General features: G+C 59.8%; 18 protein-coding genes. All 18 read left to right on the plus strand.

What is annotated here, in order from left to right:
• Positions 1-4 precede the first annotated feature (4 nt).
• The 18 genes from U0004_RS08335 to U0004_RS08420 all read left to right on the plus strand — a co-directional run bounded on the left by U0004_RS08335 (position 5) and on the right by U0004_RS08420 (position 22,958).
• Positions 5-1,387, plus strand: a complete 1,383-nt coding sequence (locus tag U0004_RS08335; RefSeq protein ID WP_070253533.1) for an undecaprenyl-phosphate glucose phosphotransferase — start codon at positions 5-7, stop codon at positions 1,385-1,387.
• Between the two features lie 662 nt (positions 1,388-2,049).
• A complete protein-coding gene (locus U0004_RS08340; RefSeq protein WP_070253534.1) occupies positions 2,050-3,060 on the plus strand; it encodes an EpsD family peptidyl-prolyl cis-trans isomerase in 1,011 nt (336 codons plus the stop codon).
• 46 nt (positions 3,061-3,106) lie between these two features.
• Positions 3,107-3,895, plus strand: coding sequence for a polysaccharide export protein EpsE (gene epsE / locus U0004_RS08345; RefSeq protein ID WP_070253535.1), 789 nt, complete (start codon positions 3,107-3,109; stop codon positions 3,893-3,895).
• Positions 3,896-3,948: 53 nt separating this feature from the next.
• The gene (gene epsF / locus U0004_RS08350; protein WP_070253536.1) at positions 3,949-5,358 is read left to right on the plus strand and encodes a chain length determinant protein EpsF; all 1,410 of its coding nucleotides are present in this window, start codon (positions 3,949-3,951) and stop codon (positions 5,356-5,358) included.
• A 15-nt stretch (positions 5,359-5,373) separates the two neighbouring features.
• Positions 5,374-6,249 (plus strand): chain length determinant protein tyrosine kinase EpsG, encoded by an 876-nt coding sequence (gene epsG, locus U0004_RS08355; protein ID WP_070253537.1) that lies wholly within the window; start codon positions 5,374-5,376, stop codon positions 6,247-6,249.
• 1 nt (position 6,250) lies between these two features.
• Positions 6,251-7,150 carry an exosortase B gene (xrtB, locus tag U0004_RS08360; RefSeq protein ID WP_070253538.1) on the plus strand — a complete coding sequence of 300 codons (900 nt, stop codon included), beginning with the start codon at positions 6,251-6,253 and terminating at the stop codon, positions 7,148-7,150.
• On the plus strand, positions 7,147-7,833 hold the full coding sequence (gene epsI, locus U0004_RS08365) for an exosortase-associated protein EpsI, B-type (protein WP_070253539.1): 687 nt from the start codon (positions 7,147-7,149) through the stop codon (positions 7,831-7,833). The genes xrtB and epsI overlap by 4 nt, the downstream gene beginning before the upstream one ends.
• Before the next feature lie 49 nt (positions 7,834-7,882).
• Entirely contained in the window at positions 7,883-9,343 is a 1,461-nt protein-coding gene (locus U0004_RS08370; RefSeq protein ID WP_081345398.1) for an oligosaccharide flippase family protein, read from the plus strand.
• A gap of 46 nt (positions 9,344-9,389) precedes the next feature.
• Complete coding sequence (locus U0004_RS08375) at positions 9,390-10,889, plus strand: O-antigen ligase family protein (RefSeq protein ID WP_070253541.1); 1,500 nt, start codon at positions 9,390-9,392, stop codon at positions 10,887-10,889.
• Between the two features lie 58 nt (positions 10,890-10,947).
• Positions 10,948-11,433: a serine O-acetyltransferase gene (locus U0004_RS08380; protein WP_070253542.1), complete on the plus strand. Its 486-nt coding sequence runs from the start codon at positions 10,948-10,950 to the stop codon at positions 11,431-11,433.
• Complete coding sequence (locus tag U0004_RS08385; protein WP_167468640.1) at positions 11,411-12,412, plus strand: glycosyltransferase family 2 protein; 1,002 nt, start codon at positions 11,411-11,413, stop codon at positions 12,410-12,412. The genes U0004_RS08380 and U0004_RS08385 overlap by 23 nt, the downstream gene beginning before the upstream one ends.
• Positions 12,413-12,465: 53 nt before the next feature.
• Positions 12,466-13,806, plus strand: coding sequence for a phenylacetate--CoA ligase family protein (locus tag U0004_RS08390; RefSeq protein WP_070253544.1), 1,341 nt, complete (start codon positions 12,466-12,468; stop codon positions 13,804-13,806).
• A gap of 177 nt (positions 13,807-13,983) precedes the next feature.
• Entirely contained in the window at positions 13,984-16,230 is a 2,247-nt protein-coding gene (locus U0004_RS08395) for a heparinase II/III domain-containing protein (protein ID WP_081345399.1), read from the plus strand.
• Positions 16,231-16,698: 468 nt separating this feature from the next.
• On the plus strand, positions 16,699-17,778 hold the full coding sequence (locus tag U0004_RS08400) for a glycosyltransferase family 4 protein (protein WP_230522489.1): 1,080 nt from the start codon (positions 16,699-16,701) through the stop codon (positions 17,776-17,778).
• Positions 17,775-19,757 carry a heparinase II/III family protein gene (locus U0004_RS08405; protein ID WP_231958424.1) on the plus strand — a complete coding sequence of 661 codons (1,983 nt, stop codon included), beginning with the start codon at positions 17,775-17,777 and terminating at the stop codon, positions 19,755-19,757. Before U0004_RS08400 ends, U0004_RS08405 begins: the two co-directional genes overlap by 4 nt.
• Positions 19,758-19,784: 27 nt before the next feature.
• Complete coding sequence (wecB, locus tag U0004_RS08410) at positions 19,785-20,894, plus strand: non-hydrolyzing UDP-N-acetylglucosamine 2-epimerase (RefSeq protein ID WP_070253595.1); 1,110 nt, start codon at positions 19,785-19,787, stop codon at positions 20,892-20,894.
• A complete protein-coding gene (locus U0004_RS08415) occupies positions 20,891-21,628 on the plus strand; it encodes a WecB/TagA/CpsF family glycosyltransferase (protein WP_070253546.1) in 738 nt (245 codons plus the stop codon). The genes wecB and U0004_RS08415 overlap by 4 nt, the downstream gene beginning before the upstream one ends.
• A 49-nt stretch (positions 21,629-21,677) precedes the next feature.
• Complete coding sequence (locus U0004_RS08420) at positions 21,678-22,958, plus strand: nucleotide sugar dehydrogenase (RefSeq protein WP_070253547.1); 1,281 nt, start codon at positions 21,678-21,680, stop codon at positions 22,956-22,958.
• Positions 22,959-23,116: the final 158 nt, after the last annotated feature.

A 23,116-nucleotide genomic window follows, 5' to 3' on the forward strand; every position in this document is an offset into this window, starting at 1 on the left:
TAATATGACGGTTAATGATATACCCCTGATCTCGTTTTTCCAGCGCATACTCGACCCATTGATCATCATGGGCACGCTGTATCTGCTGTCCGCCTTGTCAGGTTCGCCATTTACCGGTTACTCGCTGGTACTGATGATCCTGGCGTTCTTTATTTCATCATCAGTATTCCAGTATGTCGATCCCTATCGTACCTGGCGCAGCGGCCGCATGCTGGCCTATGCCCGTGATATCTTCGTCAGCTGGGGCATCACGGCCCTGATCCTGGTATTCCTGGGTTCGGCGACGGGACTGGCGTTTCACTATGACCGCGAGCTGGTGTTGGCCTGGTTCATGCTGACGCCATTCATATTGCTGCTCAGTCATCTTGCCGCACGGCGCATGGTGGCCGACCCCGGGCGCGACAGCGAAGTGCGTTCGGTCGTCATCATCGGCGCCAATGACGCCAGCCTGAAGTTTGCCGCGACCGTGGAGCGCAACCCGAATCTGTTCATGAGCGTGCGGGGCTTTTTTGACGACCGTACGGATGACCGCTGGCCGGAGACGATGCGCGAACCGATGCTGGGCAAGATGGCCGATATTGCCGCCTATGTGCGCGAACACAATATCAAGATGATATTCATCAGCCAGCCCATTTCGGCCCAGCCGCGCATCCGCAAGATGCTCGATGAGTTGCAGGATACGACGGCTTCCGTGTACTTCTTGCCCGATATCTATATCTTCGACCTGATGCAGGCGCGCTTCGACAATGTGGGCGGCATGCCGGTGATCGCCATCCGCGAATCGCCGTTCACGGGCTTTAACAGCATGGTCAAGCGCGGCAGCGACATCGTGCTGGGCCTGCTGATCCAGATCATGCTGCTGCCCGTTATGCTGGTCATCGCCATCGCCGTCAAGTCGACGTCGAAGGGGCCGGTGATCTTCCGCCAGCGCCGCTACGGCCTGTATGGAGAGGAAATTATTGTGTATAAATTCCGCTCGATGACGGTGAGCGAGGATGGCGACAAGGTGGTGCAGGCAACCAAGAACGACCAGCGCGTGACGCGCGTGGGCGGCTTCCTGCGCCGCAGTTCGCTCGATGAGCTGCCGCAGTTCATTAACGTGCTGCAGGGAAGGATGAGCATTGTCGGGCCCCGTCCGCACGCGGTGGCGCACAACGAGCAGTACCGCAAGCTGATCAAGGGCTACATGCTGCGCCACAAGGTCAAGCCGGGCATTACCGGCTGGGCGCAGGTGAATGGCTTGCGCGGCGAGACGGAGACGCTCGACAAGATGGAGGCGCGCATTCATTTCGACCTCGACTATCTGCGCAACTGGTCGCTGTGGCTGGACTTGTGGATCATTTTGCGCACCGTCAAGGTGGTGCTGAAGCGCGACAACGCGCATTGAACGTGGACCGATGGCGGGCCGCCACACCAGGCTTGAATATTTTTTGCGGAGAATTAATACGCGTTAAAATGGCGCAATCATGCAAGATGTCCAATAGCCGGTTCCTGGAGCCGGCCGAACAGTGATTCGACGAGCCAGACGATCCTATGAGGCAAGCACGGCGACATGATGTGCACGGTGACATGCTCCGCCTGCCTGGCGGCGGGCCAGCTTGTGCCCCGTGGCATGCCCGCTGTCGCCGCGCCCGGCCCGCATGGCGCACGGCGGCTGTTCAATTGATACTGTTCCCAAAGCACCGGCCCCATCCCTGCCGCTTTCCCATGCTGGCCCGCCTTCCATTATTGTGCGGCGTCATGCAAGTGCCCGTCGCTGTGCGAGAAATATTGCCTTGTGAAAACTATTTATTGAGGCTTGGCGATTGCAAGGATTGTGTTTCTGATGAAACAGTTGTTTTTAAGACCTTTTAATAGTTTTTTAAGCAAATAGTTTCCTAGCAAGCTAGTACACTGTGTATCATATTTATAATATTGACAATCATGTGGTCGCAAGCCCATAATTTCAATCGAAATCTGTTTTTTTGACAATGTTTTGTTGTTAAGTGAGTTATCATCACGCTCACAAAGCTGTCAGCGGATTTCCTTACCTGAACTGAAGGAGTCATTTTGAACCAAGCGCAAATCGCCCGTGTGCCCTCGAGCAAATCCGCCACGCATTCCCGCCTGCTGTGCGCAGGCCTGGTAGTACTGGCCGTCGCAGGATTGTCTGCTTGTGGCGATAAAGAAAAAAAGGCCGGCCAGGCGCTGGCGAGTGTGAATGGGGAAGAAATCACCGTCCTTCAGCTCAATGAAGAAATGCAGCGCGCCAATGTGCAGGCTGCGCAACAGGAAGCGGCCAGCAAGCAGTTGCTGGAATCGCTGATCGACCGCCAATTGCTGCAGAATGAGGCGGCCAAGGACAAGACGGACCGCGATCCCAAGGTGGTGCAGGCGATCGAGCGCGCCAAGGCACTGATCGTCGCGCAAGCCTACATGCAAAAACGCATCGGTACGATCGCCCGCCCCACCAAGCAGGAAGTGGAAGAGTATTTCCAGAAGAACCCGCAATTTTTCACCGAACGCAAGCAGTTCGACATGCGCGAACTGATCATTGCCAGTGCCGACATGAACGACCAGTTGAAGGCGGCCATGGACAGTGCCAAGACACTCGACGACGTAGCGGCCTGGCTTGAGACAAACAAGGTCAAGTTTGCCCGTACCCAGCTCTCGCGCACCAGCGCCGACCTGGCGCCGGAGCTGAGCGCGAAATTGCTGTCGATGCCGAAGGGTCAGTTGTTCATCATCCGCGAGGGCGACCGCACCTTGCTCATTTCCCTGGCCGATATCCGCGACAATCCCGTGACCCTGGCACAAGCCGCACCGCAAATTGAACAATTTTTGTTCAACAAGAAAAACAAGGATGCAGCAGATGCTGAACTGAAACGTTTGCGTGCCGCCGCCAAGATCGAGTACCTGAACAAGAATGGCGCCTCGGCATCGGCAGTGGCCAGTGCGCCGGCTGCGGCACCGGCCGTTGCGACGCCTGTCGCGCCAGCACCAAGCGTACCGGTGGCGCCGGCGGCACCGGCACCGAGTTCTTCGGAATCGAATGATCGTGGCGTTGCTGGCTTGAAATAAGCCGCAGCATTTTAAGTTAAGCAACTCATTATGGATTGAACGAATCATGAAACGACTTGTCATGTGGTGCCTGACCCTGTTGCTGGCCATTGGTACGGGGGTTGCCAGTGCCGCCGATGTACAGCTGGGTGCGGGCGATGTATTGAAAATTTCCGTGTATGGCAGTCCTGACCTGGCGCTGGAGACGCGCATCAGCGAAGCTGGGCAGATCACCTTCCCGTTGGTTGGCAACGTGGCGCTCGGCGGCTTGTCGGTTTCCGCGGCAGAAAAGAAACTGGGCGGCTTGCTTGAAAGCGGCGGTTTCCTGCGCAAGGCACAGGTCAACATTATCGTGACTTCGCTGCAAAGCCAGCAGGTGTCGGTGCTGGGCCAGGTGAACCGTCCGGGACGCTATCCGATCGAAGGGCGCCGCAGCGTGATGGATATGCTGGCCATGGCTGGCGGCGTCAGCGCCGATGGCGGTGATTCGATCAACCTGATCCGCAAACGCGATGGCAAGACCAGCCGGGAAGTGATCGATATCGTGGAAATGGTGCGCAGCGCCGATTTGAACCGCGACCTTGATGTGGCTGGCAACGACGTGATTTTTGTCGAGCGTGCGCCACGCTTTTATATTTATGGCGAAGTCCAGCGTCCTGGCCCATTCCGCCTGGAGCGTTCGATGACCGTGTTGCAGGGTTTGTCCGCAGGGGGCGGCTTGACGCAGCGGGGCACGGAACGCGGCATCCGCATCAAGCGCCGCGATGCGGAAGGCAAACTGCAGATTCTTGAAGCCAAGCATGACGATATGCTGCAGGTCGATGATGTCGTGTATGTCAAAGAGAGCTTGTTCTAGTCTTGAACGGGGCCGGCGCCTCGTTCTTATCATTCAGTATTGAAGGTTCCAACATGAATTTCTCTCAATTTTTGCTGATTTTGCAAGCGCGCAAGAAGATTATTTTCTTGACCTTGATCATCACCGTGCTCGCCACGCTGTCTGTCAGCCTGTTATTGCCGAAGAGCTATAAAGCCACCAGTTCCCTGGTCATGAACTACAAGGGCGTCGATCCTGTCACGGGCCTGGCCATGCCTGGACAATTGTTGCCTGGATACATGGCCACGCAGATCGATATCATCAGCAGCAAGAATGTGGCTTTGCGCGTGGTCGATCACCTGGGCCTGGCCAATAGTCCGGCCGTCATCGAGCAATTCAATGCGGCGACAGAAGGCAAGGGAACGGTCCGTGACTGGCTGGCCAATCTCTTGCTGAAAAAACTGGAAATCGTGCCATCGCGCGAAAGCAGCGTGGTCGACATCAGCTTCAAGGGGTCCGATCCGCAATTCGTGGCAGCCGTGGCCAATGCCTTTTCCGACGAATATCAGAAAGTCAGCATCCAGCTGAAAGTGGAGCCGATGAAAAAAGCGGCCAGTTATTTCGATGAGCAAACCAAGATGCTGCGCGATAACGTGGAAAAGGCGCAAAACCGCCTCTCCAAGTATCAGCAGGAAAACGGTATCGTCAGCGTCGACAACCGTCTCGACGTGGAATCGAATCGCTTGAATGATCTGTCCGCACAGCTGGTGATGGCACAGGGCCAGTTGATGGAGGCAAATTCGCGCCAGCGCATGGCTACTGGCGGCAATGGCGGCGAATCGCCGGACGTGGCGTCGAATCCCCTGATTCAAAGCTTGAAAATGGGGCTCGGCAATGCCGAAGCCAAGCTGGCCGAACTGGGACAGCGTCTTGACAAGAATCATCCACAGTACCAGAGCGCGAAGGCCGAAGCGGACAAGCTGCGTGCCGATCTGCGCGAACAGCTGCGCGTCGCCTCGAATAGCGTAGGCAATGCGGCGCAGATCCAGCAGCAGCGCGAAGCTTCGGTACGCGCGGCGCTGGCGGCGCAAAAGTCGAAGGTGCTGGAACTGAACCGTACCCGCGATGAGATGGGCGTGCTGCAAAAGGATGTGGAAAGCGCCCAGCGCGCCTTCGACGTGACATCGCAACGCTTCTCGCAAACCAAGATCGAAGGCCAGTCCGACCAGTCCGACATTGCCGTGCTGAATCCTGCTGTGCCACCGATCGAACCGTCCAGCCCGCGCGTGCTGATGAATACCTTGTTGTCCATCGTCCTGGGAACGTTTCTGGGTATCGGCCTGGGCCTGTTGATTGAAATGCTGGACCGCCGCGTGCGTTCCGACCATGATCTGGCTGACTTGCTGCAAGTGCCAGTACTGGGCATGGTCGACTGGAAAGCCGCACCGCGCCGTCGCAAGGGCTTGCATCGTCTTCTGCCGGCCCGCCGCCTGAGTGCCAATTAATTGATGGAATTGAATATGAACTTTCCCGCGCATCCTGTTTCGAAACCGTCACCCCTGCGGGGCGGCGACTCCAGCATCGGCGCCCTGTTGCTGGCCTCGGGCAAAATCACCCCGGAAAATGCCGAGCGCGTGCTGCGCATGCAGAAGGAGCTCGGCATCCGTTTTGGCGAAGCGGCCTTGCGTCTCGGCTTGATCAGCGAAGCTGACATCCAGCACGTGCTGGCGCGACAATTCGACTATCCGTATCTGCAGGAAGGCGAGGGCAAGTTTGCCAGCGAGCTGGTGGCGGCATATCAGCCCTTCAGCCCGCAAATGGAAACCTTGCGCGCCGTGCGCAGCCAGTTGATGCTGCGCTGGTTTTCGCTGGGGCGCAAGGCGCTCGTCGTGGCCAGCGTCGATAGCGGCGATGGCGCCAGCCTGTTCGCCGCCAACCTGGCCGTGGTGTTTTCGCAGCTCGGTGAAAGCACCTTGCTGGTCGATGCCAATCTGCGCAAGCCGCGCCAGCACGAGATTTTCGCGCTGGAAGAGCGCCAGGGTCTCTCCGATGTCCTGGCCGGGCGCGCCCAGCAGGACGCCATTTCCGTCATCGATTCCTTCGTCGATCTGTCCGTGCTGGGTGCGGGTACCTTGCCGCCGAATCCACAGGAGCTGCTGAGTCGTCCTGCCTTTGGCGCGCTCAATACGCAGCTGGAAGAGCGCTACGATGTCGTGCTGTATGACGTGGCGTCCGTGTCGTCGGGATCCGATGCGTTCGTGATGGGTGCCCGCGTCGGTGGCGTGTTGCTGGTCGTGCGCAAGAACAAGACGCGCCTGGCCGATATCGACGCCATGCGCGAGCAGCTGCAGCGCAGCGGTTCGGAAGTGGTTGGTTCCGTACTGGTCGATTACTGACATGGCCACGCTCGCACAGTCGCGACCAGCCGCCTCGCTGGACTGGAAACAGTTGCTGCTGCACTGGTGGCCTATGCTGCTGGGCTTGCTGGCCATGTACGTGCCCACCTTCCACGACCTGGCCTTTGGCCTGTGGTCCACGGAGAGTTATGCGCACGGTCCGATCATTCTGCTGCTCGCCTTGTGGCTGCTAGGGCGGCAATGGCCGGCCATGCTTGCCGCTGCGGGCGGCACGGGCGGCTCGGCTGCCGGTTGGCCGCTGGCCATACTGGCATTGCTGTTCTATGTAATGGGGCGTTCGCAGAGTATCCAGAGCATGGAGCTGGCTTCCTTCATCATGATGCTGGCGGCCCTGCTGCTGCTGTTCTTTGGCGCGCGCGCCTTGAAAACGCAGTGGTTCCCCTTCTTTTTCATGCTGTTCATGATTCCCTTGCCAGGTGCTATTGTCAGCGCGCTGACGATGCCGATGAAAATGGCCGTATCGTATGTCACCGAGCACCTGCTTTTCTGGGCTGGCTATCCGATCGCGCGCAGCGGCGTCATCTTGCAGATCGGCCAGTACCAGCTGCTCGTGGCCGATGCCTGCGCTGGCTTGCAGACGCTGCTGACCCTGGAATCGCTGGGCCTGTTCTACATGAATGTGGTGCGCCATACGTCGGCATTTCGCAATGTCATGCTGGCCATCCTGATCGTGCCGATTTCGTTTACCGCCAACGTGGTGCGCGTCATCGTGCTGACATTGATTACCTATTACTTTGGCGATGCCGCAGGCCAGGGTTTCCTGCACGGTTTTGCCGGCATGGTGTTGTTCATCAGCGCCCTGATCCTGATCATTTCCATTGATTCGCTGTTGCAATGGTTCGTGAATATGCGCCAGCGCCGTCACAAGGGGGCAGTATGAAACCATCGCGACTTTCCATGTTTGTGCTGAGCTGCATGATGGTGCTCGCCTCCCTGGCTGCGGCGTACGCCAAGCCGACCATCCGCCTGGCCGAAACCATGCCGATGCCGGCGCTCGAGAAAATCGTCCCCAGCCAGTTTGGCGTATGGCATGAGGAAAAGACGTCTATCGGCGCCGTGATCGACCCGCAAATTCAGGCAGAACTCAAGCGCATCTACACGCAGATCCTGTCGCGCACCTATGTCAATGACCGGGGCGAACGCATCATGCTGTCGATTGCCTACGGCAAGGACCAGAGCGACACCACGCAAGTGCACTATCCGGAAATCTGCTATCCGGCACAGGGCTTCCAGATCGGTGCCACGCGGGAGGAGATTCTGTCGACGCGCCAGGGCGATATCCCCTTGAAGCGACTGGAGACGAGCATGGAAAACCAGCGCTACGAGCCTGTGACGTACTGGACGACGGTGGGCGATGTGGTGGTGACGAACCGCACGGACAAGAAACTGGTGGAAATGCGCTACGGTTTCAAGGGACAGATTCCCGATGGCCTGCTGTTCCGCGTGTCGTCGATCGACCGCGACACGGCTGCCGCTTTCCGCCTGCAGGACGACTTCGTCAAAGCTATGCAGGTGGCGCTCGACCCCGCCAGCAAGCTTCGCCTGATGGGCATACACGGCTAGACACACGGTGCGCGCCGCACCATGTGCTGTTTCACTTACCTAGAAAAACATGACTCTTGCAGCAAAGACACTCGGCGCGGTGAAAAGTAACTACGCAGGCACTCTGATCCGTGTGCTGGCGCAATTCGGTGCACAAGTCGTCATCATGCGCGAACTGGGACCGGAACTGGTGGGAACGTTCGGCTATGCACTGCTGGTGTTCGGCGTGCTGGCGCTGGTGATCGACCAGGGTTTTGGCTGGGCATTGATGCAGGGTGATTTTTCGGAAGAGGAACTGCGCGTGGTATTGTCCCGGTTAATGCTGGGTTCGGTATTCGGCATGCTGTTCGTTTTCGGCATGTCCTATCCGCTTGCCATCTGGCTGGACAATCCGCTGGCTGGCACCTTGTTCCGCTATTCGGCGCCTTCGTATCTGGTCATTGCCGTGTATGGCATTTCTCAGGCCCGGCTACGCGCCGAGTTGCGTTTTCGTGAAATCCAGTATGCCACCACCGGCGCTTACCTGATCGCCTATCCCGTCGTTGGCGTCGGCATGGCCCTGGCCGGAGCCGGTGTATGGGCGCTGCTGGCGGCCTGGTATGCGCAGGCGATATTGCAGTTTGCCCTCAGCTATTACTTTAGTCCGCATCCTTTGGTATTCGGCAATCCGTTTCACTCCTGCAAGGCCGCAGCACTGGGCCGCCAGGTGGCTGGCATCAATGTGTTGAATTGGGCCGTGGACAACGCCAGCGGCGTCTTCACCGGTGCGCTGGGACCGCAGGCACTGGGTAATTTCAATGCCGCGTCGATGCTCTCGCGTACGCCGGCCATGCAGTTGGCGCAGACCATGCAAACCGTGTTGTTTTCCACTGCGTCCGCGCTGGCGGGAGACCTGGCACGCATACGCCAGCTTTACCTCAGCGCGCTGGCCTCGATTGCCATCCTGATAGTGCCATCGTATGCGTATGCGCTGACGCATGCCGATTTCCTCGTGCATCTGGTGTTTGGCGAGAAATGGCTGCAGGCCGCGTCCTTGTTTGCCGCCATGACGGTCGGCATGGTGGCGCTGGCCATGAGCACCCTGTCTGGCGCGGTATTGACGGCGACGGGCGGGCAAGGCACGGTGCTGCGCTCGCAGGCTTATTGCCTGGCCTTGATGTTGGCCGGACTGTACTTCGCCGTGCATGTGGAGCTGGTTTATGTGGGCATCGTGATCAGCATCGCTTATACGGTGCGCCTGCTGCTGCAGATGCGAACCATCGCCGTCAGTGCCCGGCTTGCCGGGGCCGACTTCGGCTATGTGCTGCGCGGCCCGCTCGTGCTGGGCATGCTCTGGTCCTTGCCCCTGGTGTCATGGCTGGCGCCGGGGCATCCGGGCCTGCTTGCCGAGCTGCTGGAACTGGGGGGCAAGCTGATCTTGAGCGTGTGCGTGTGCAAGTTGTTCCCGAGCTTCTTCTTCTGCCCCGCGCTGATGTATGTTTTGCAACGTTTTGGCCCCGGACGCCGTCTGGCGAGTGCCTTGGGCCTGTGAGAAATTGATGAAAAAAAATAGTATGAAAGCGAGCTAAGGGCTATCCATGGAAGAGTTAATCATCTATTTTCTGTTGCCTCTGGGCGCCTTGCTCTTTGCTTTGCTGGCGATTGGCGGCGCCGTTTTCGTGGCCGGCATTGCCGCACGCTGGCGCGGTTGGGCATTTGCGACGGTCTTGTTGCTGACGGTGGCCGCCAGTATCAGCAGCATCGTCCTGTCGTTCCGCAAGCTGACCCTGAGCGAGCAGGGGCTGATGAACATGAGCGACGGCGATGGCGCCTCGGGCCTGTTGTCCAAGCTGATCCTGATGGCCGTGATCGGCAGCTCCTTCGCCCTGTGCCTGGCATGGTTGTTCGATTTCAACAAGAAGCTGCGCCAGCACTCGCGCTTTACGCGCCGTGACATGTGCGCGCCCAACGATATCGTGATCGCCTTCATGGTGTTTTATGTGGCGTTCAGCATCGTGCCCATCTTTATGGGCCAGCGTTATTACTTCCACGTGTCGCTGATCTATCCCTTTTTTGTCTACCTTGCCATGTTCCTGTATCTGCAGGTATCGGACATCGATCCTGTGCGGGTTTCAAAGTATTGCCTGGGAGCCCTGGTGTTCGGTAGCCTGGTCGCGGCCATCGTCACGCCCAGCGCCGCTTTCCAGCCTGGCTACAATGGCTTGATTCCAGGCTTCAACCTGCGTTTATGGGGCGTGACGGCGCACGCCAATGCGCTCGGCGCGGTCGCCTGCGCGTTTTTCCTGATGGAGATGGCCGAGCCAGAAAAGAAACGCTGGCTACATTTCGGTATTCTTTTTGCGGCAGGGCTGACGATGATCATGTCGCAGTCCAAGACGTCGATCCTGACGGCTTTCATGGGTGGCATGATGATCACCTGCATGCAGATATGGAACTACCTGAGGACGCAAACCCGCGGCTACAACCGCAACAGTTCGGCCTTTCTGGCCGTGCTGCTGATGGGCTTTTGCTTCGTGATCGTCATGGTGGGTATCTGGATCATGTTTTCTGACGTGAATTTATTAACGATGATCGAGAGCAAGCTCGACTCGCGCGCGGTGGGTGATCTCAGTACGGGCACGGGCCGGCTGTGGATCTGGTCCGCAGCCATCAAGGGCGGGATGGAAAATCCCCTGTTTGGCCAGGGAGCATCGTTCTGGAACCTGGAAAACCGCCTGCGCCTGGGGCTGAGCGGCGCGGTTTCCGCGCATAACTTGTACTTGCAGGTGTTCAGCCGTTCGGGGCTGATCGGACTGGCATCCCTGCTGGCCTTTCTGTTTTTCCTGGTCCGCTATGCGATGCGCGCCTCGAAGGCCACCAATGGCGCCAGCCTGGTGATGCTTGCCGTGCTGCTGGTGCGTTCGATGACGGAAGTGCCGATCGCGCCGAACGGGATACTGGGCGCCGAGTTTTTCGGCACCATGGCGTATATTTTTTACATCATTGACCGCGGGGCGCGGCCGCTGAGCAAGCGTAATGTCATTGAGAAAAAACAGCCGGCATACTTTGCCAACGGGCGTTTCAGGGGGCCGGCATGAGTTGCCTTGTTGTTTTTTCTTGCCAACGGACGGCGCGTGAGCGGAGCGGGGAGGCGCCATGCTGACCATTTACCGGATTGCGCACTTGCTCGCGCGGGCCCGCATCCCCCTGTTGCCGCGCCTTCTCTATATGTTCAACCGTATCGTGTTTTCGATCGTGCTGCCGCCGACCAGTATCGTCGGCCGCGATGTGCTGTTCGGTTATAGCGGACTGGGCATCGTGGTGCATGCCCGCTGCAAGATTGGCGACCGCGTCAATATCGGCCCGCATGTGACGCTCGGTGGACGGGCCGGATTGAACGGGGTGCCGGAAATCGGCGACGATGTGCTCATCGGTAGCGGTGCCAAGATTCTTGGCCCCGTGCATATCGGCAATGGCGCGCGCATAGGCGCCAACGCCGTCGTGCTGCACGACGTGCCTGCCGGCGCCACGGCCGTTGGCATTCCTGCACGTATACGCGGTGGCCAGGCCGGCGGGCCGCTATCGACAGATGGACTGGACAGCTCTACACAGGTGGATAATGAAGTTAGCGATCTTAATTAAGACATACAACGAAGCGCATAATATCGAACGCTGCCTCAACGCCGTGTTTGATGCCATTGCCGGGATTGCCGGGGGCGTGGAGGTGCTGGTCGCCGATTCGTTGTCGACCGATGCCACCGTCGCCCTTGCACGGGCTTATCCTGTGAAGATCGTCCAGTTGACGCTGCCCGCCGATCGCGGCTGCGGCGCCGGGGTGCAGCTTGGTTATCAGCATACGCGCGCCCAGTTCGTGTATCTGCTTGACGGCGACATGGAACTGCAGGGCGACTTTCTGAAGCAGGCGCTGGCGCTCATCGAAAACGACGCGACGCTGGGTGGCATTTCCGGCGTATTACGCGACCGGCACATCAATAATCGGTTTGACCGGCACCGGCTGAAAAACAAGCCCGCCGCGCGCGCCGGCGACGTCGAGTGGCTGGCGGGTGGCGGACTGTATCGCCGTGCGGCGCTGGACGAGGCCGGAGGATATGCGGGAAACCGCAACCTGAAGGCATATGAGGAGGCGGAACTGGGCTTGCGCCTGGGCAGTCACGGCTGGCGCATGCTGCGGCTCGACACGGTGGCGGTGTATCATACGGGACATGCCGAATCGACTGGCGCGCTGATCTGGCGCCAATGGCGTAGCAGACGCATGGATGCTGGCGGCGTGCTGCTTAAGTCAGCCTTGGGACGGCCCTGGTGCTGGCGTGTGATGCGCATGTGCTTGCATCCACTGGCGGTGCTGTGTTTCTGGACGCTGGTGCTCGGTGCCGCGCTGCTGGCCCCCGACTGGCGTCTGCCTGCGGCATGCCTGGGGCTGGGGGGGCTGGCGGCATTGGCCCTGTGCGTCAAGAAGCGCAGTGTCTATGATGCCGGTTTTTCTATTTTGCTGTGGCATCTTTCTGCCGCAGGCCTGGTAAGGGGTTTCGTTACGGCCAGGTTGCGCTCGCCGTGCGAGGCGATTCCCAGTCAGATCCTGTCCGAGAATACGGCGGTATAGGCCGGTGCAGTTTGGCACCATGGTAAATGTGGTACACGTATTAAAGACACCGAATGAAGAAAAATGTAAAAAAAGAGCTGTTTTATGGCCTTCGTTCGCTGCTGCGCGATAATTTTCTGAGCCGGCATCTGCTGGCACGCCTGCGCCGCAATGCGCAGCTCGACCAGGCGGGCATGGACCGTTTGCAGTTGAACTTGCTGCACGCAACCTTGCAATGCGCGATCGACAAGCTGCCGTATTACGCGCACATCGACAAGCATTTTCCCGTAGGCGACACGCTGCAAGTGTTGCGCCGGGACTTTCCCATCATCGACAAGAGTACCTTGCTCGCCAACCGCCAGCGTTTGTATCCGAACGGTGGCAAGACCAAGCCCTGGTACAGTGTCGGCAAAACCAGCGGCACCACGGGCACGCCCCTGACGATCTTCCGCAGTCCGCTTTCCGTGCTGTACGAAATGGCTTTTGTGTGGAGGCACTGGGAATGTAGCGGTTTTCGCCGCGGCGCGCGCAGCGCCGTGCTGCGCGGCGACGTTGTCGTGCCGCAGTCGCGCGAGGCGCCGCCATTCTGGTTTTATAACCGCCATGACAAACAGTTGATGATCTCCTCGCGTCACCTGAAGGAAGGCTATATGGCAGCGATTTGCGATCAGCTCGACGCTTACGCGCCGGCCATGCTGCAAGCCTATCCATCCACGGCCTTCACCCTGGCCAGCTACCTGCAGCGCCAGCAGCGCTTCCTGTCCATTCCGCTGGTCTTTACCAGTTCCGAGCCTTTGTATCCGCATCAGCGCGCGCTGATCGAGGAGCGTTTCCGTGCGCGGGTCAGCGATATGTATGGCATGGCCGAACGGGTGGCGTTTGCCAGCGCCTGTGAATTTGGCGCCATGCATGTAAATGCCGATTATGCATATGTGGAAATTGTTGATGGCGATGGCCAGCCGACGACGGATTTCGGTTTTGTCGTCGGTACGACGCTGCATAACCACGTCATGCCATTGGTGCGCTACCGTTTGTCGGACCGCGCGCGCTGGAAGGCGGGTGCTTGCGCCTGCGGCCGGCCATTTCCCGTGCTGGAAGAAATCAGCGGCAAGTACGAGGATGCGATTTTTGGCGGCGATGGTCAACCCGTCAGCCCATCCGTGCTGACCTTCGCCTTCAAGGGCGTCGAACATATCCTCAAGTCGCAGGTGGCGCAGGTGGCGCAGGACCGCTGGCAAATCCGCATCGTACCCGCACCCGCGTTCTCCAAAGTGCAGGAACTTGCGCTCATCGAGAATATTCGACAATTGGTAGATAAGGATATCATGGTCGAAATTGTATTAACGTCGGATATCCCCAACACATCTTCTGTTAAGTTCCGCTGGGTCGTGAATGAGCATAAAAAAAATAAATGAAAATGCGTATAATAAAATGCTAGGCGTCAACTCCAATTGAGGCCTGTCCAGGTCTCTAAATCTCGCGTTGAATCACAAATATTTTTGCGCTGCAAAATGGTTTATCTTGCCAGCCTTGTCACACCTATTTTTCAAGATCGGTTCCGATCTTATTGCCGTTGCCTCGGAGGCTAAATTATGAAATTCTTTCCCGTGAAGCTGCCAATATTGCTGGCAGCTGGTGTGTTGTCGGTCGCAGGGCCGGCGCATGCCGACTGGGTGCAGTCCGTCGACCCAGTCGTGGTGGCGCCAGCACCAACAAACCTGCAGATTCAAGCGCAAAATCCCCCCACCTTTACCTGGTCGCGCCATGTGTCTGCGCCGGCATCTTATACGGTGGAAGTCAAATCGGCCACCGGCGCGGTGAGTACCTATACAACGACCCGTAACTGGTTGTTGCCCAGCCAGCTATTGCCAGTCGGTAGTTATTCCTGGCGCGTACGCCCCACGCCGACCGTGGAATGGTCCGATTACCGCAACTTCACGATCACGACGGCTTCGGCGCCGTTCGTTGTGCCGGAGAATGCGGACTTGCGCGCGCGCATCGCTAAAATGCCGAGGCCGCGCAGTTTGCAGGGCCTGCCTTTATATAGTGCCTGGAGCGCGCCGCTGAAGGCCGAGCGCAATGCCGCCATGCTCAAGATGCGCTCCGAGGTCGACTGGGTGACAGTCAAGCCTGGCGCTGGAGTTCTGGATTCAAACTGGACACTGCAGACGGGTTCCGTGTTGACGGCTGCCAACGTTGCGCAGACGGCTAATATCCGTGCTCTGGTATCGGCGAATGGACGCCAACTGGAGGGCGCTTCGCTGCTGTACCGCCTGACCGGCGAGCAGAAGTACCTGACCGAGGCGATCTACCGCGGCGATATGCTGGCCGCGCTCAATCCATATGGTCCGACCAGCTATGTCAACCAGGACCAGGGCACGCGCGTCATCGCGCTGACGCTGATCAAGGCCATCGATACGCTGGGCAGTGCCATCGACGGTACCCGCCGCGCCGCGTGGCTCAATGTCGTGCGTTTGCGCACCAACGATATCTACGCCGATCTGGCCGGTAGCAATGGCCGCATGGATCAATATCCGTTCGACTCCCATGGTGGCACGAATCTGGGTTTCCTTGCCCTCATCGCCACCTTGTCGCTCGGTGAAATCAAGGAAGCCGATACCTGGTTTGACTTTTCCTTCCGCGCCTACGCGGCGGCATTCAGCGCCTGGAGCGGTCCGGAAGGCGGCTTTGCGAATGGCACGGCGTATGCGCAGTACACGGCGGACCTTGCCTTGCAGGTATGGCAGCCGCTGGCCAGCGCTTCCGGCATCGACATGTTCGGCAAGCCATGGTCGAAGGGTTTCGTGCGCTACTTCATGCACTTCGTGCCGCCCGGTACGCCGCGTCATTTGTTTGGCGATGAGGCGGAAGTCGTACCCACCTTCGCGGTACTGAAGGCCTTCGTGTCGCATTATGCGAGTCCCGAGGCGGCCTGGTATTTCCGCGCGCTGCCTGTGGAGATGGACGCGCTGACCCTGCTGCAGGCGCCGTATCCGCTGCCCGTCTCGTCGGTCAGCACGCCGCTGCCTCCGGAGAATGCCCGTTTGTACCCCAGCATAGGCTGGGCGGCCATGCACAGCAGCATGGCCGACAACGGACGGACCTCGCTGTATTTCAAATCGAGTCCGTACGGCTCGTATAACCACAGCCATGGCGAGCAGAACAGCATTGTCCTGGTACGCAACGGCGTCGCGCTGCTGGGGCAGTCTGGTTACTCCGACTATTATGGTTCACCGCTGGCCAGCACATGGTATCGCCAGACGCGGGCGCACAATGCCGTCACCTTCGATGGCGGCCTGGGTCAAGCCATCGATGGCTATACACCGCAGGGCTACACGAGGACCAAAGCCTATGGCGGCAAGATCACGGCCTTCTCGACCACACCTCAGCTCGATTATGTGGAAGGCGATGCCACGCCGGCGTACAGCGGCGCCCTGACGCAGGCCGTGCGCAAGGTCTGGTATTTGCGCGGTGCCAATGCGGCGGTGGTCGTCGACGTCCTGGCGTCGGCCACGCCGCGCAAGTTTGAATGGAATTTCCATTCCTATGCACCGATGCAGACGGGCGAGAATGGCAAGGTGGTTGTCGCCAAAGATGGACAAATGGTGTGCCTGATTCCCGTGTCGACGGGTATGCCGATTGCTTTCGAGAAGCGCACCGGCCCTCCGCCAAAAGTAGGCACGGTGGAAGACCACGGCGCGTTTGTGAATACCGTGCTGCAACCCAAGGCCGAGTTTGTGGTCGTGCTCGATGTCGGCTGCAGCAATCCGGCACCCGTGTTCGATCCTGTCGCGCGCACCCTGAAGGTTGGGGCACAGACGGTCACGATACCGAAATGACTGCCTGCCCGGCAGCCGGATCAGTTCGCATCGGAAAGCTCGATGCGGGATTGGTTTAGACGCTGCAGGCAATGGTTGGGCAAGTTGTGGACGCGTTTTTTTGCCGACCCCCTGACGCTCTCCTGATATGAATGACCTCTCCGCGCAGCGCTGGCGGAGAGGTTTTTTTTTACCGGAGGCGGTCGATACCTGTTGGCAAACCGATGTTGAGAGAAAGAGACAAATTTCCATGCGTCATGATTTATGCTTGGTGCATGGTTTTCCAGATGCGCACAGACAAGAAAAGTGCCGTGCTGCGGTTGACAATTGTGGTAATGAATGCAATGATTGTGTTGTTTTAACATTATTTTTTTGTTAGTCGTATTGCACGTGCACAAAGTGTTTTCTGCAATGTCTTCAATGAATCTGATCTGGGAGATGATCGATGGGTGAGTTACTGGTCACGGTGGGCTGGCATGGGATGGCGGCGTGAGTGACGAAAGGCCGCAGGCATTGATGCTGGGCACCGCGCCGGAAGGCAAGGGTGGCGTGGCGGCCGTCGTTTGCGTCCTGCTGCGGGAGGGTTTCCTGGATGAGCATGCGGTACGCTATGTCGTGACGCATGCCGAAGTGCCGGCGATGGACAAGCTTGCCCTTGCCTTCAACGCATTGCGCCAGTTGCTCGCGGTGCGCCTGACCGGGGCGAAGCCGCTCGTGCATGCGCATTGTTCGTCGCGCGCCAGTTTCTACCGCAAGTCCGTCCTGCTGGCGCTGGCCCGCGGCATGGGATGCAAAACCATCTTTCACTTGCACGGTGGCGAGTTCCGCCAGTTCACCATGGATGAGGTGGGTCCCGTGGGCCGTTGGTGGATCCGCCACACCCTGGAAAAAAGTTCGGCCGTGATCGGCCTGTCGCCATCCTGGGCCGAGTTTCTGCAGACTTTCGCGCCGCGCGCGGCCGTGCTGGTCGTGGCCAATTCGGTCAAGTTGGCCGCCTTGCCCCCCGTGCTGCCGGAAGAGGAGGGGCGCCTGTTGTTCCTCGGCCGCGTCGAAAAGAAAAAAGGGGTGTTTGAACTGGTCGAAGCCGTGGCCAGCCTGAGCGCACAATTTCCCCACCTGCGCCTGGTCATGGGCGGCGAGGGCGCACTGGCCGAGGTCCGTGCGCGTGCTGCTGAACTGGGTATTGCCGACCGGCTTGAATTGCTCGGATGGATAGATCCAGATCAGAAAGCCGCGGAAATGGAGCGTGCGAGCATCTTCGTGCTGCCTTCTTATCATGAAGGTTTGCCCATGGCCATGCTCGAGGCCATGGCGGCCCAAAAGGCGGTGGTGGTGACGACCGTCGGCGGCATCCCCGAAGCGGTGCAGGACGGCATCAATGGCTTGCTGATCGAGCCGGAGAGTGTCGCGAGCCTGGCTGGTGCATTGCAGCGTTTGCTTGCGGACAAGCCATTGCGCGAGCGCCTGGCGGCGGCGGGGCGGGCCACGATCGAGCAGCGTTTCGATACCGAACTGATGCTCGACAAGCTGGCGACGCTTTACGCGCGCCTCGAGGGAGCGGGACGATGAGTGTGGCGACGAGCGTGGTGCGCGCGCGGACCAGTCGCCTGGGCTGGCTATGGAACCGGCTGCGCTGCATGCCGCCAGGCGAGCCTTTGTATCGCCTGCGCCAGGTGTGGCAGTCGCGGCTGTTGCGCCATGGCTTGCTGAGCACAGCCATCCCGGCGCCGCTGGCGCAAACCGGCATCGCCTCGCCGTATGCTGCACCACGGCTGGCGGACGCGGCACTGTATCTGCGCGAAGCCGACGCGATCATGGCGGGTGACGTGGTACTCTTTGCCACGGCGCATTTCCAGGTGGGTGCATCGCCGCGCTGGAATACCGATCCCCTGACGGGCGTGGCGGGACCTGCCAGTTTCAGCCTTGCGCTCGACATTACCGACCGTAGCAGCGTGGGCGATATCAAGCACGTGTGGGAGCTGAACCGCCATCTGCATCTGGTGCGGCTGGCACAGGCCTGGGCGCTGAGCGGCGACGCGCGCTACCGCGATGCGCTGGCGGGGCAGCTGGACTCCTGGCTGGAGCAATGCCCGCCGTTGACGGGGCCGAACTGGACCAGCTCACTGGAACTGGGCATCCGCCTGATTAACTGGAGCCTGATCTGGCACATCATGGGGGGCGGCAACGGTGCCCTGTTCACGGGAGAAGCCGGGGCGCGGCGGCGATCGCGCTGGCTGGACAGCATTTTTTCCCACTGCCAGTTTATCCAGCGTCATCTGTCGCGCCACTCGTCGGCAAACAATCATCTGATCGGTGAATTGGCCGGCCTGTATGTTGCGGCGCAAACCTGGCCGTGCTGGCAGCACAGTGCGGCCTGGCGCGATCAGGCGGCGCGCGAATTGGAGCAGCAAGCGCAGTTGCAGCATTCAGCCGATGGCGTCAACCGCGAGCAGGCATTTGCCTATCAGGTATTCGCCGCCGAATTCCTGCTGCTGGCGGGCTTGAGCGGTGCGCGCGCCAAAACGCCGTTCAGCGACGCTTACTGGCAGGTACTGCAGCGGGCCACACATTTCCTGCGTGCCGTGCGTGATGTCGGCGGCCATGTGCCTATGGTGGGCGACGCCGATGACGGCATCGTCTTTCGCCTGGAGCCCGGCACGATGGGCGACCGGCCGGCAATGCTGCTGGCGCTGGCCGATGTACTGTGGGGGGGGCAAGCGCCATCGCAGTATGGCGCGACGGCGCAATGGTTGCTTGGCGGCACGGAGTTGCCAGCCGTGCCTGCCGTGGATGGACGGGCCAGCGACTGGAATTTTGCCGATGGCGGTTACCTGCTGTTCGGTAACGATTTCGGTCTACCCACAGAAATCAAGGGCATGCTCGATTGCGGTCCGCTCGGCTACCTGGGCATCGCGGCGCATGGGCATGCCGACGCGCTGGCGCTGACCCTGTCGATCGGCGGCGAAGAGTGCCTGGTCGATCCCGGTACCTACTCGTATTGGCAGGATATGAAGTGGCGCGATTATTTCCGCGGCACTTCCGCGCACAACACCTTGCGGGTCGATGGTCTGGACCAGTCCGTCAGCGGCGGCCGCTTCATGTGGTTGCGCAAGGCGGCGAGCAGCGTGCTGCAGATGCCGCAGGATCCCGCGCAGTTTGTCTTTCGCGGTGCGCATGATGGCTATTTGCGCCTGACCGACCCCGTGCGCCATGTGCGCAGCGTGCAATTCGATGCGGCAACACGGCGCTTGAGCGTGCAGGATTGCGCCGAGGCACGCCAGGCGCACCGCCTGGAACAGTTCTGGCATTTTGCGCCCGACCTGTCGGTGGCGCTGGACGGCGAGGTGCTGGTGGTAAGCGGCGCGCGTTTCCGCCTGGAAGGCCGTTTTACCGGCAGCCAGCTGCGTTTGCAGTTGTCCAGCGCCAGAGAGCAGCCGCCGCTGGGCTGGTATTCGCTCCACTACGAAGTCAAAGTTGCCTGTACGACCTTGTGCGTCACTGCCGAGGGCAGCGATATCGCGGCAGAATTTACGATGGCATTATTTTAGACCTTATTAACGTTGAAAGAACATTCGATGCCTACCCTCTATCTGGTTGCCGGAGCGCGTCCCAACTTCATGAAAATCGCACCGATCGTGCGCGCCTTGCAAGCCCACGGCGGGCTTGGATTCAAGATCATTCATACCGGCCAGCACTATGATCGCGAAATGAACGACGTCTTCTTCGAAGAGCTGGGTATCCCCCAGCCCGACGTCTTCATGGGCGCCGGCGGCGGCAGCCATGCGCAGCAGACTGCCAAGATCATGCTGGCCTTCGAAGAGCTGTGCCTGGCCGAGCGTCCCGACGCCGTGCTGGTGGTGGGCGACGTGAATTCCACGCTGGCCTGTTCCATTGTTGCCAAGAAACTCAATATTCCCGTTGCCCATGTCGAAGCCGGTTTGCGCAGCGGCGACATGACCATGCCGGAGGAGATCAACCGCCTTGTCACCGACAGTATCAGCGACTGGTTTTTCGTCACGGAACCCAGCGCGCTGGAACACCTGCGGCGCGAAGGCAAGCCGGAAGCGGCCGTGCACTACGTGGGCCACGTGATGGTGGACAACGTGCTGTATCAGGCCGACAAGCTCGGTGCCGGCGTCGTCACCGAAGGCGAGGGGGCGCTTTTCAAGGCGGCCCATACGGGCGCGGGACAGCGCTACGGCGTGGTCACCCTGCACCGGCCCAGTAACGTGGACAACGCGGACATGATGCAATCGATCGGCGGCGCGCTGCGCACGATCGCGCAGGACTTGCCGCTGATTTTCCCTGTGCATCCGCGCACGCGCGCCAACCTGGACAAGTTCGGCATCGACCTCGGGCCGAACGTGACCCTGGTGGGACCGCAGGGATACATGGCCTTCCTGAATCTGTGGAAGGATGCTTGCGTAGTGCTGACCGACAGCGGCGGCTTGCAGGAGGAAACCACGGCGCTGGGTGTGCCGTGCCTGACGATCCGCGAAAACACGGAGCGTCCCGTCACTGTCGATGAAGGTAGCAATGTACTGGTAGGAACGGATCCGCAGCGCATCGTGGCCGAGGCCGGCAAAATACTGCGCGGCGAAGGCAAGCGCGGGCAGCGTCCGCACCTGTGGGACGGCAAGGCTGCCGAACGTATCGTGGCCGTGCTGGCCGCGCAGCTGTCATGAGCGCCCGTATCACGATGATGGGCTGTCAGATTGATAATCTGACGATGGAAGAAACCCTGCAAAAAGTCGAGGGATTCATCCAGTCCGGCCATCCCCATCAGCATGTGGTGGTCAATGTGGACAAGCTGGTCAAGGCGGAACGCGATGCCGAATTGCGGCGCATCATCAATGACTGCGCGCTGATCAATGCCGATGGCATGCCGGTCGTGTGGGCGTCGCGCCTGCTGGGCAAGCCGCTCAAGGAGCGCGTCGCGGGCGTCGATTTGTTCGAGGCGCTGATGCGCCGCAGCGCCGACAAGCAGTGGCGCGTGTATCTGCTGGGCGCGCGCGAGGAGGTCGTCAGCGAGGTCAAGCGTCTGTACGAGCTGAAGTATCCAGGATTGACCGTGGCCGGCTACCGTAATGGCTACTGGAGTGCGGAGGAGGAGCCTGGCATCGTCGCGCAGATCACGGAGGCGCGCGCCGACCTGCTGTTTGTCGCCATCAGTTCACCCAAGAAGGAACACTTCCTGGGACAGTACCAGGGGCAGATGAAAATCCCGTTCGCCATGGGCGTGGGCGGCACCTTCGACGTCGCCGTCGGCCGCGTCAAGCGTGCGCCCGTGTGGATGCAGAAATCGGGTCTGGAATGGTTTTATCGTTTTTTACAGGAACCGCGCCGCATGTTCCGGCGCTACTTTATCGAGGACATGGGCTTTATCCGCCTGTTCTTCAAGGAAGCGCTGCGCCGCTAGGCGCCATCGCCGAATTACGGTTTCCACCTTTTAGATTGAAAGTATTGTTATGACTACTATTGCCGTGATTGGCCTCGGTTATGTCGGTTTGCCCCTCGTTGCCGAATTCGGCAAGCAGGCGCGCACCATCGGCTTTGATATTGTGCAAAGCAAGGTTGACAGCTGCCTGCGGGGCGTCGATCCGTCGCGCGAGCTGAGCGACGAGCAGATGGCCGCCGCCGTGCATGCCGAATACTCGTCCGACCCCGCCATTCTGGCGCAGGCCGACATCATCATCGTCGCCGTGCCGACGCCGGTCGACGTGGCCCACAGCCCCGACTTCGGCCCCCTGATCGGCGCCAGCAAGAGCGTCGGCCAGCACATGAAGAAGGGCGCCATCGTCGTCTACGAGTCGACCGTATACCCGGGCGCGACCGAGGAAATCTGTATTCCCGTGCTGGAACAGGCGTCGGGCAAGCAGTGGAAGCGCGATTTCTTCGTCGGCTATTCTCCGGAGCGCATCAACCCGGGCGACCGCAAGCACATGCTGACGAACGTGGTGAAAGTGGTCTCGGGCGACACGCCGCAAACGCTGGAAACGGTGGCCGCCATGTACGAATCCATCGTCGAGCCGGGCGTGCACCGTTGCTCCAGCATCAAGGCGGCGGAAGCGTGCAAGGTGATTGAAAATACCCAGCGCGACCTGAACATTGCGCTGATGAACGAACTGGCGATCATCTTCGACAAGATCGGCATCGATACTTCCGAAGTCTTGACGGCGGCCGGCACGAAGTGGAACTTCCTGAAGTTCAGCCCAGGTCTGGTGGGCGGGCATTGCATCGGCGTCGATCCGTATTACCTCACGCACAAGGCCGAGACGCTGGGCTACCATCCTCAGGTCATCCTGGCCGGCCGTCGCATCAATGACGGCATGGGCAAGTACATCGCCGAGCAGACCATCAAGAACATGATTGCCGCCGGCAGCTATATCAAGGGCGCGCGCGTGAATGTGCTGGGCTTGACGTTCAAGGAAGATTGCGCCGACCTGCGCAATTCCAAGGTGGGCGACGTCATTAACGAACTCAAGACCTATGGCGTGGAAGTGTTCGTGCACGATCCGTATGCCGATGCGGAGGAGGCCATGCACGAGTATGGCGTGCGCCTGTTTGCGTGGGATGAGTTGCCGCGCGCCGATGCCATCGTCGCTGCCGTGTCGCACCGCGCGCTGACGTCGCTGCCCGTGGAAGACTTCCAGCAAAAACTGATCAAGGGCGGCTGTTTCATCGATGTGAAGGCGTGTTTTGACGAGGCGGCATTGCGCGCCGTGGGGATCAAGGTCTGGCGCTTGTAACAGCCGTTGGGCGGCACGGCGGGACAGGCGGCCACGCTTGTCCCGTTAATGTGCTCCTCTTTTGCACTGTATCAATTTCCTCTCTGGCATAGTCCCCTACACTGGGCCTGGCCATCTTCCTGGGGCGCCGACGGCGCCTTATCGAACTATCCTTCAGA

The sequence above is a fragment of the Janthinobacterium lividum genome, from assembly GCF_034424625.1.
GTDB classification, from domain to species: Bacteria; Pseudomonadota; Gammaproteobacteria; order Burkholderiales; family Burkholderiaceae_D; genus Janthinobacterium; species Janthinobacterium lividum.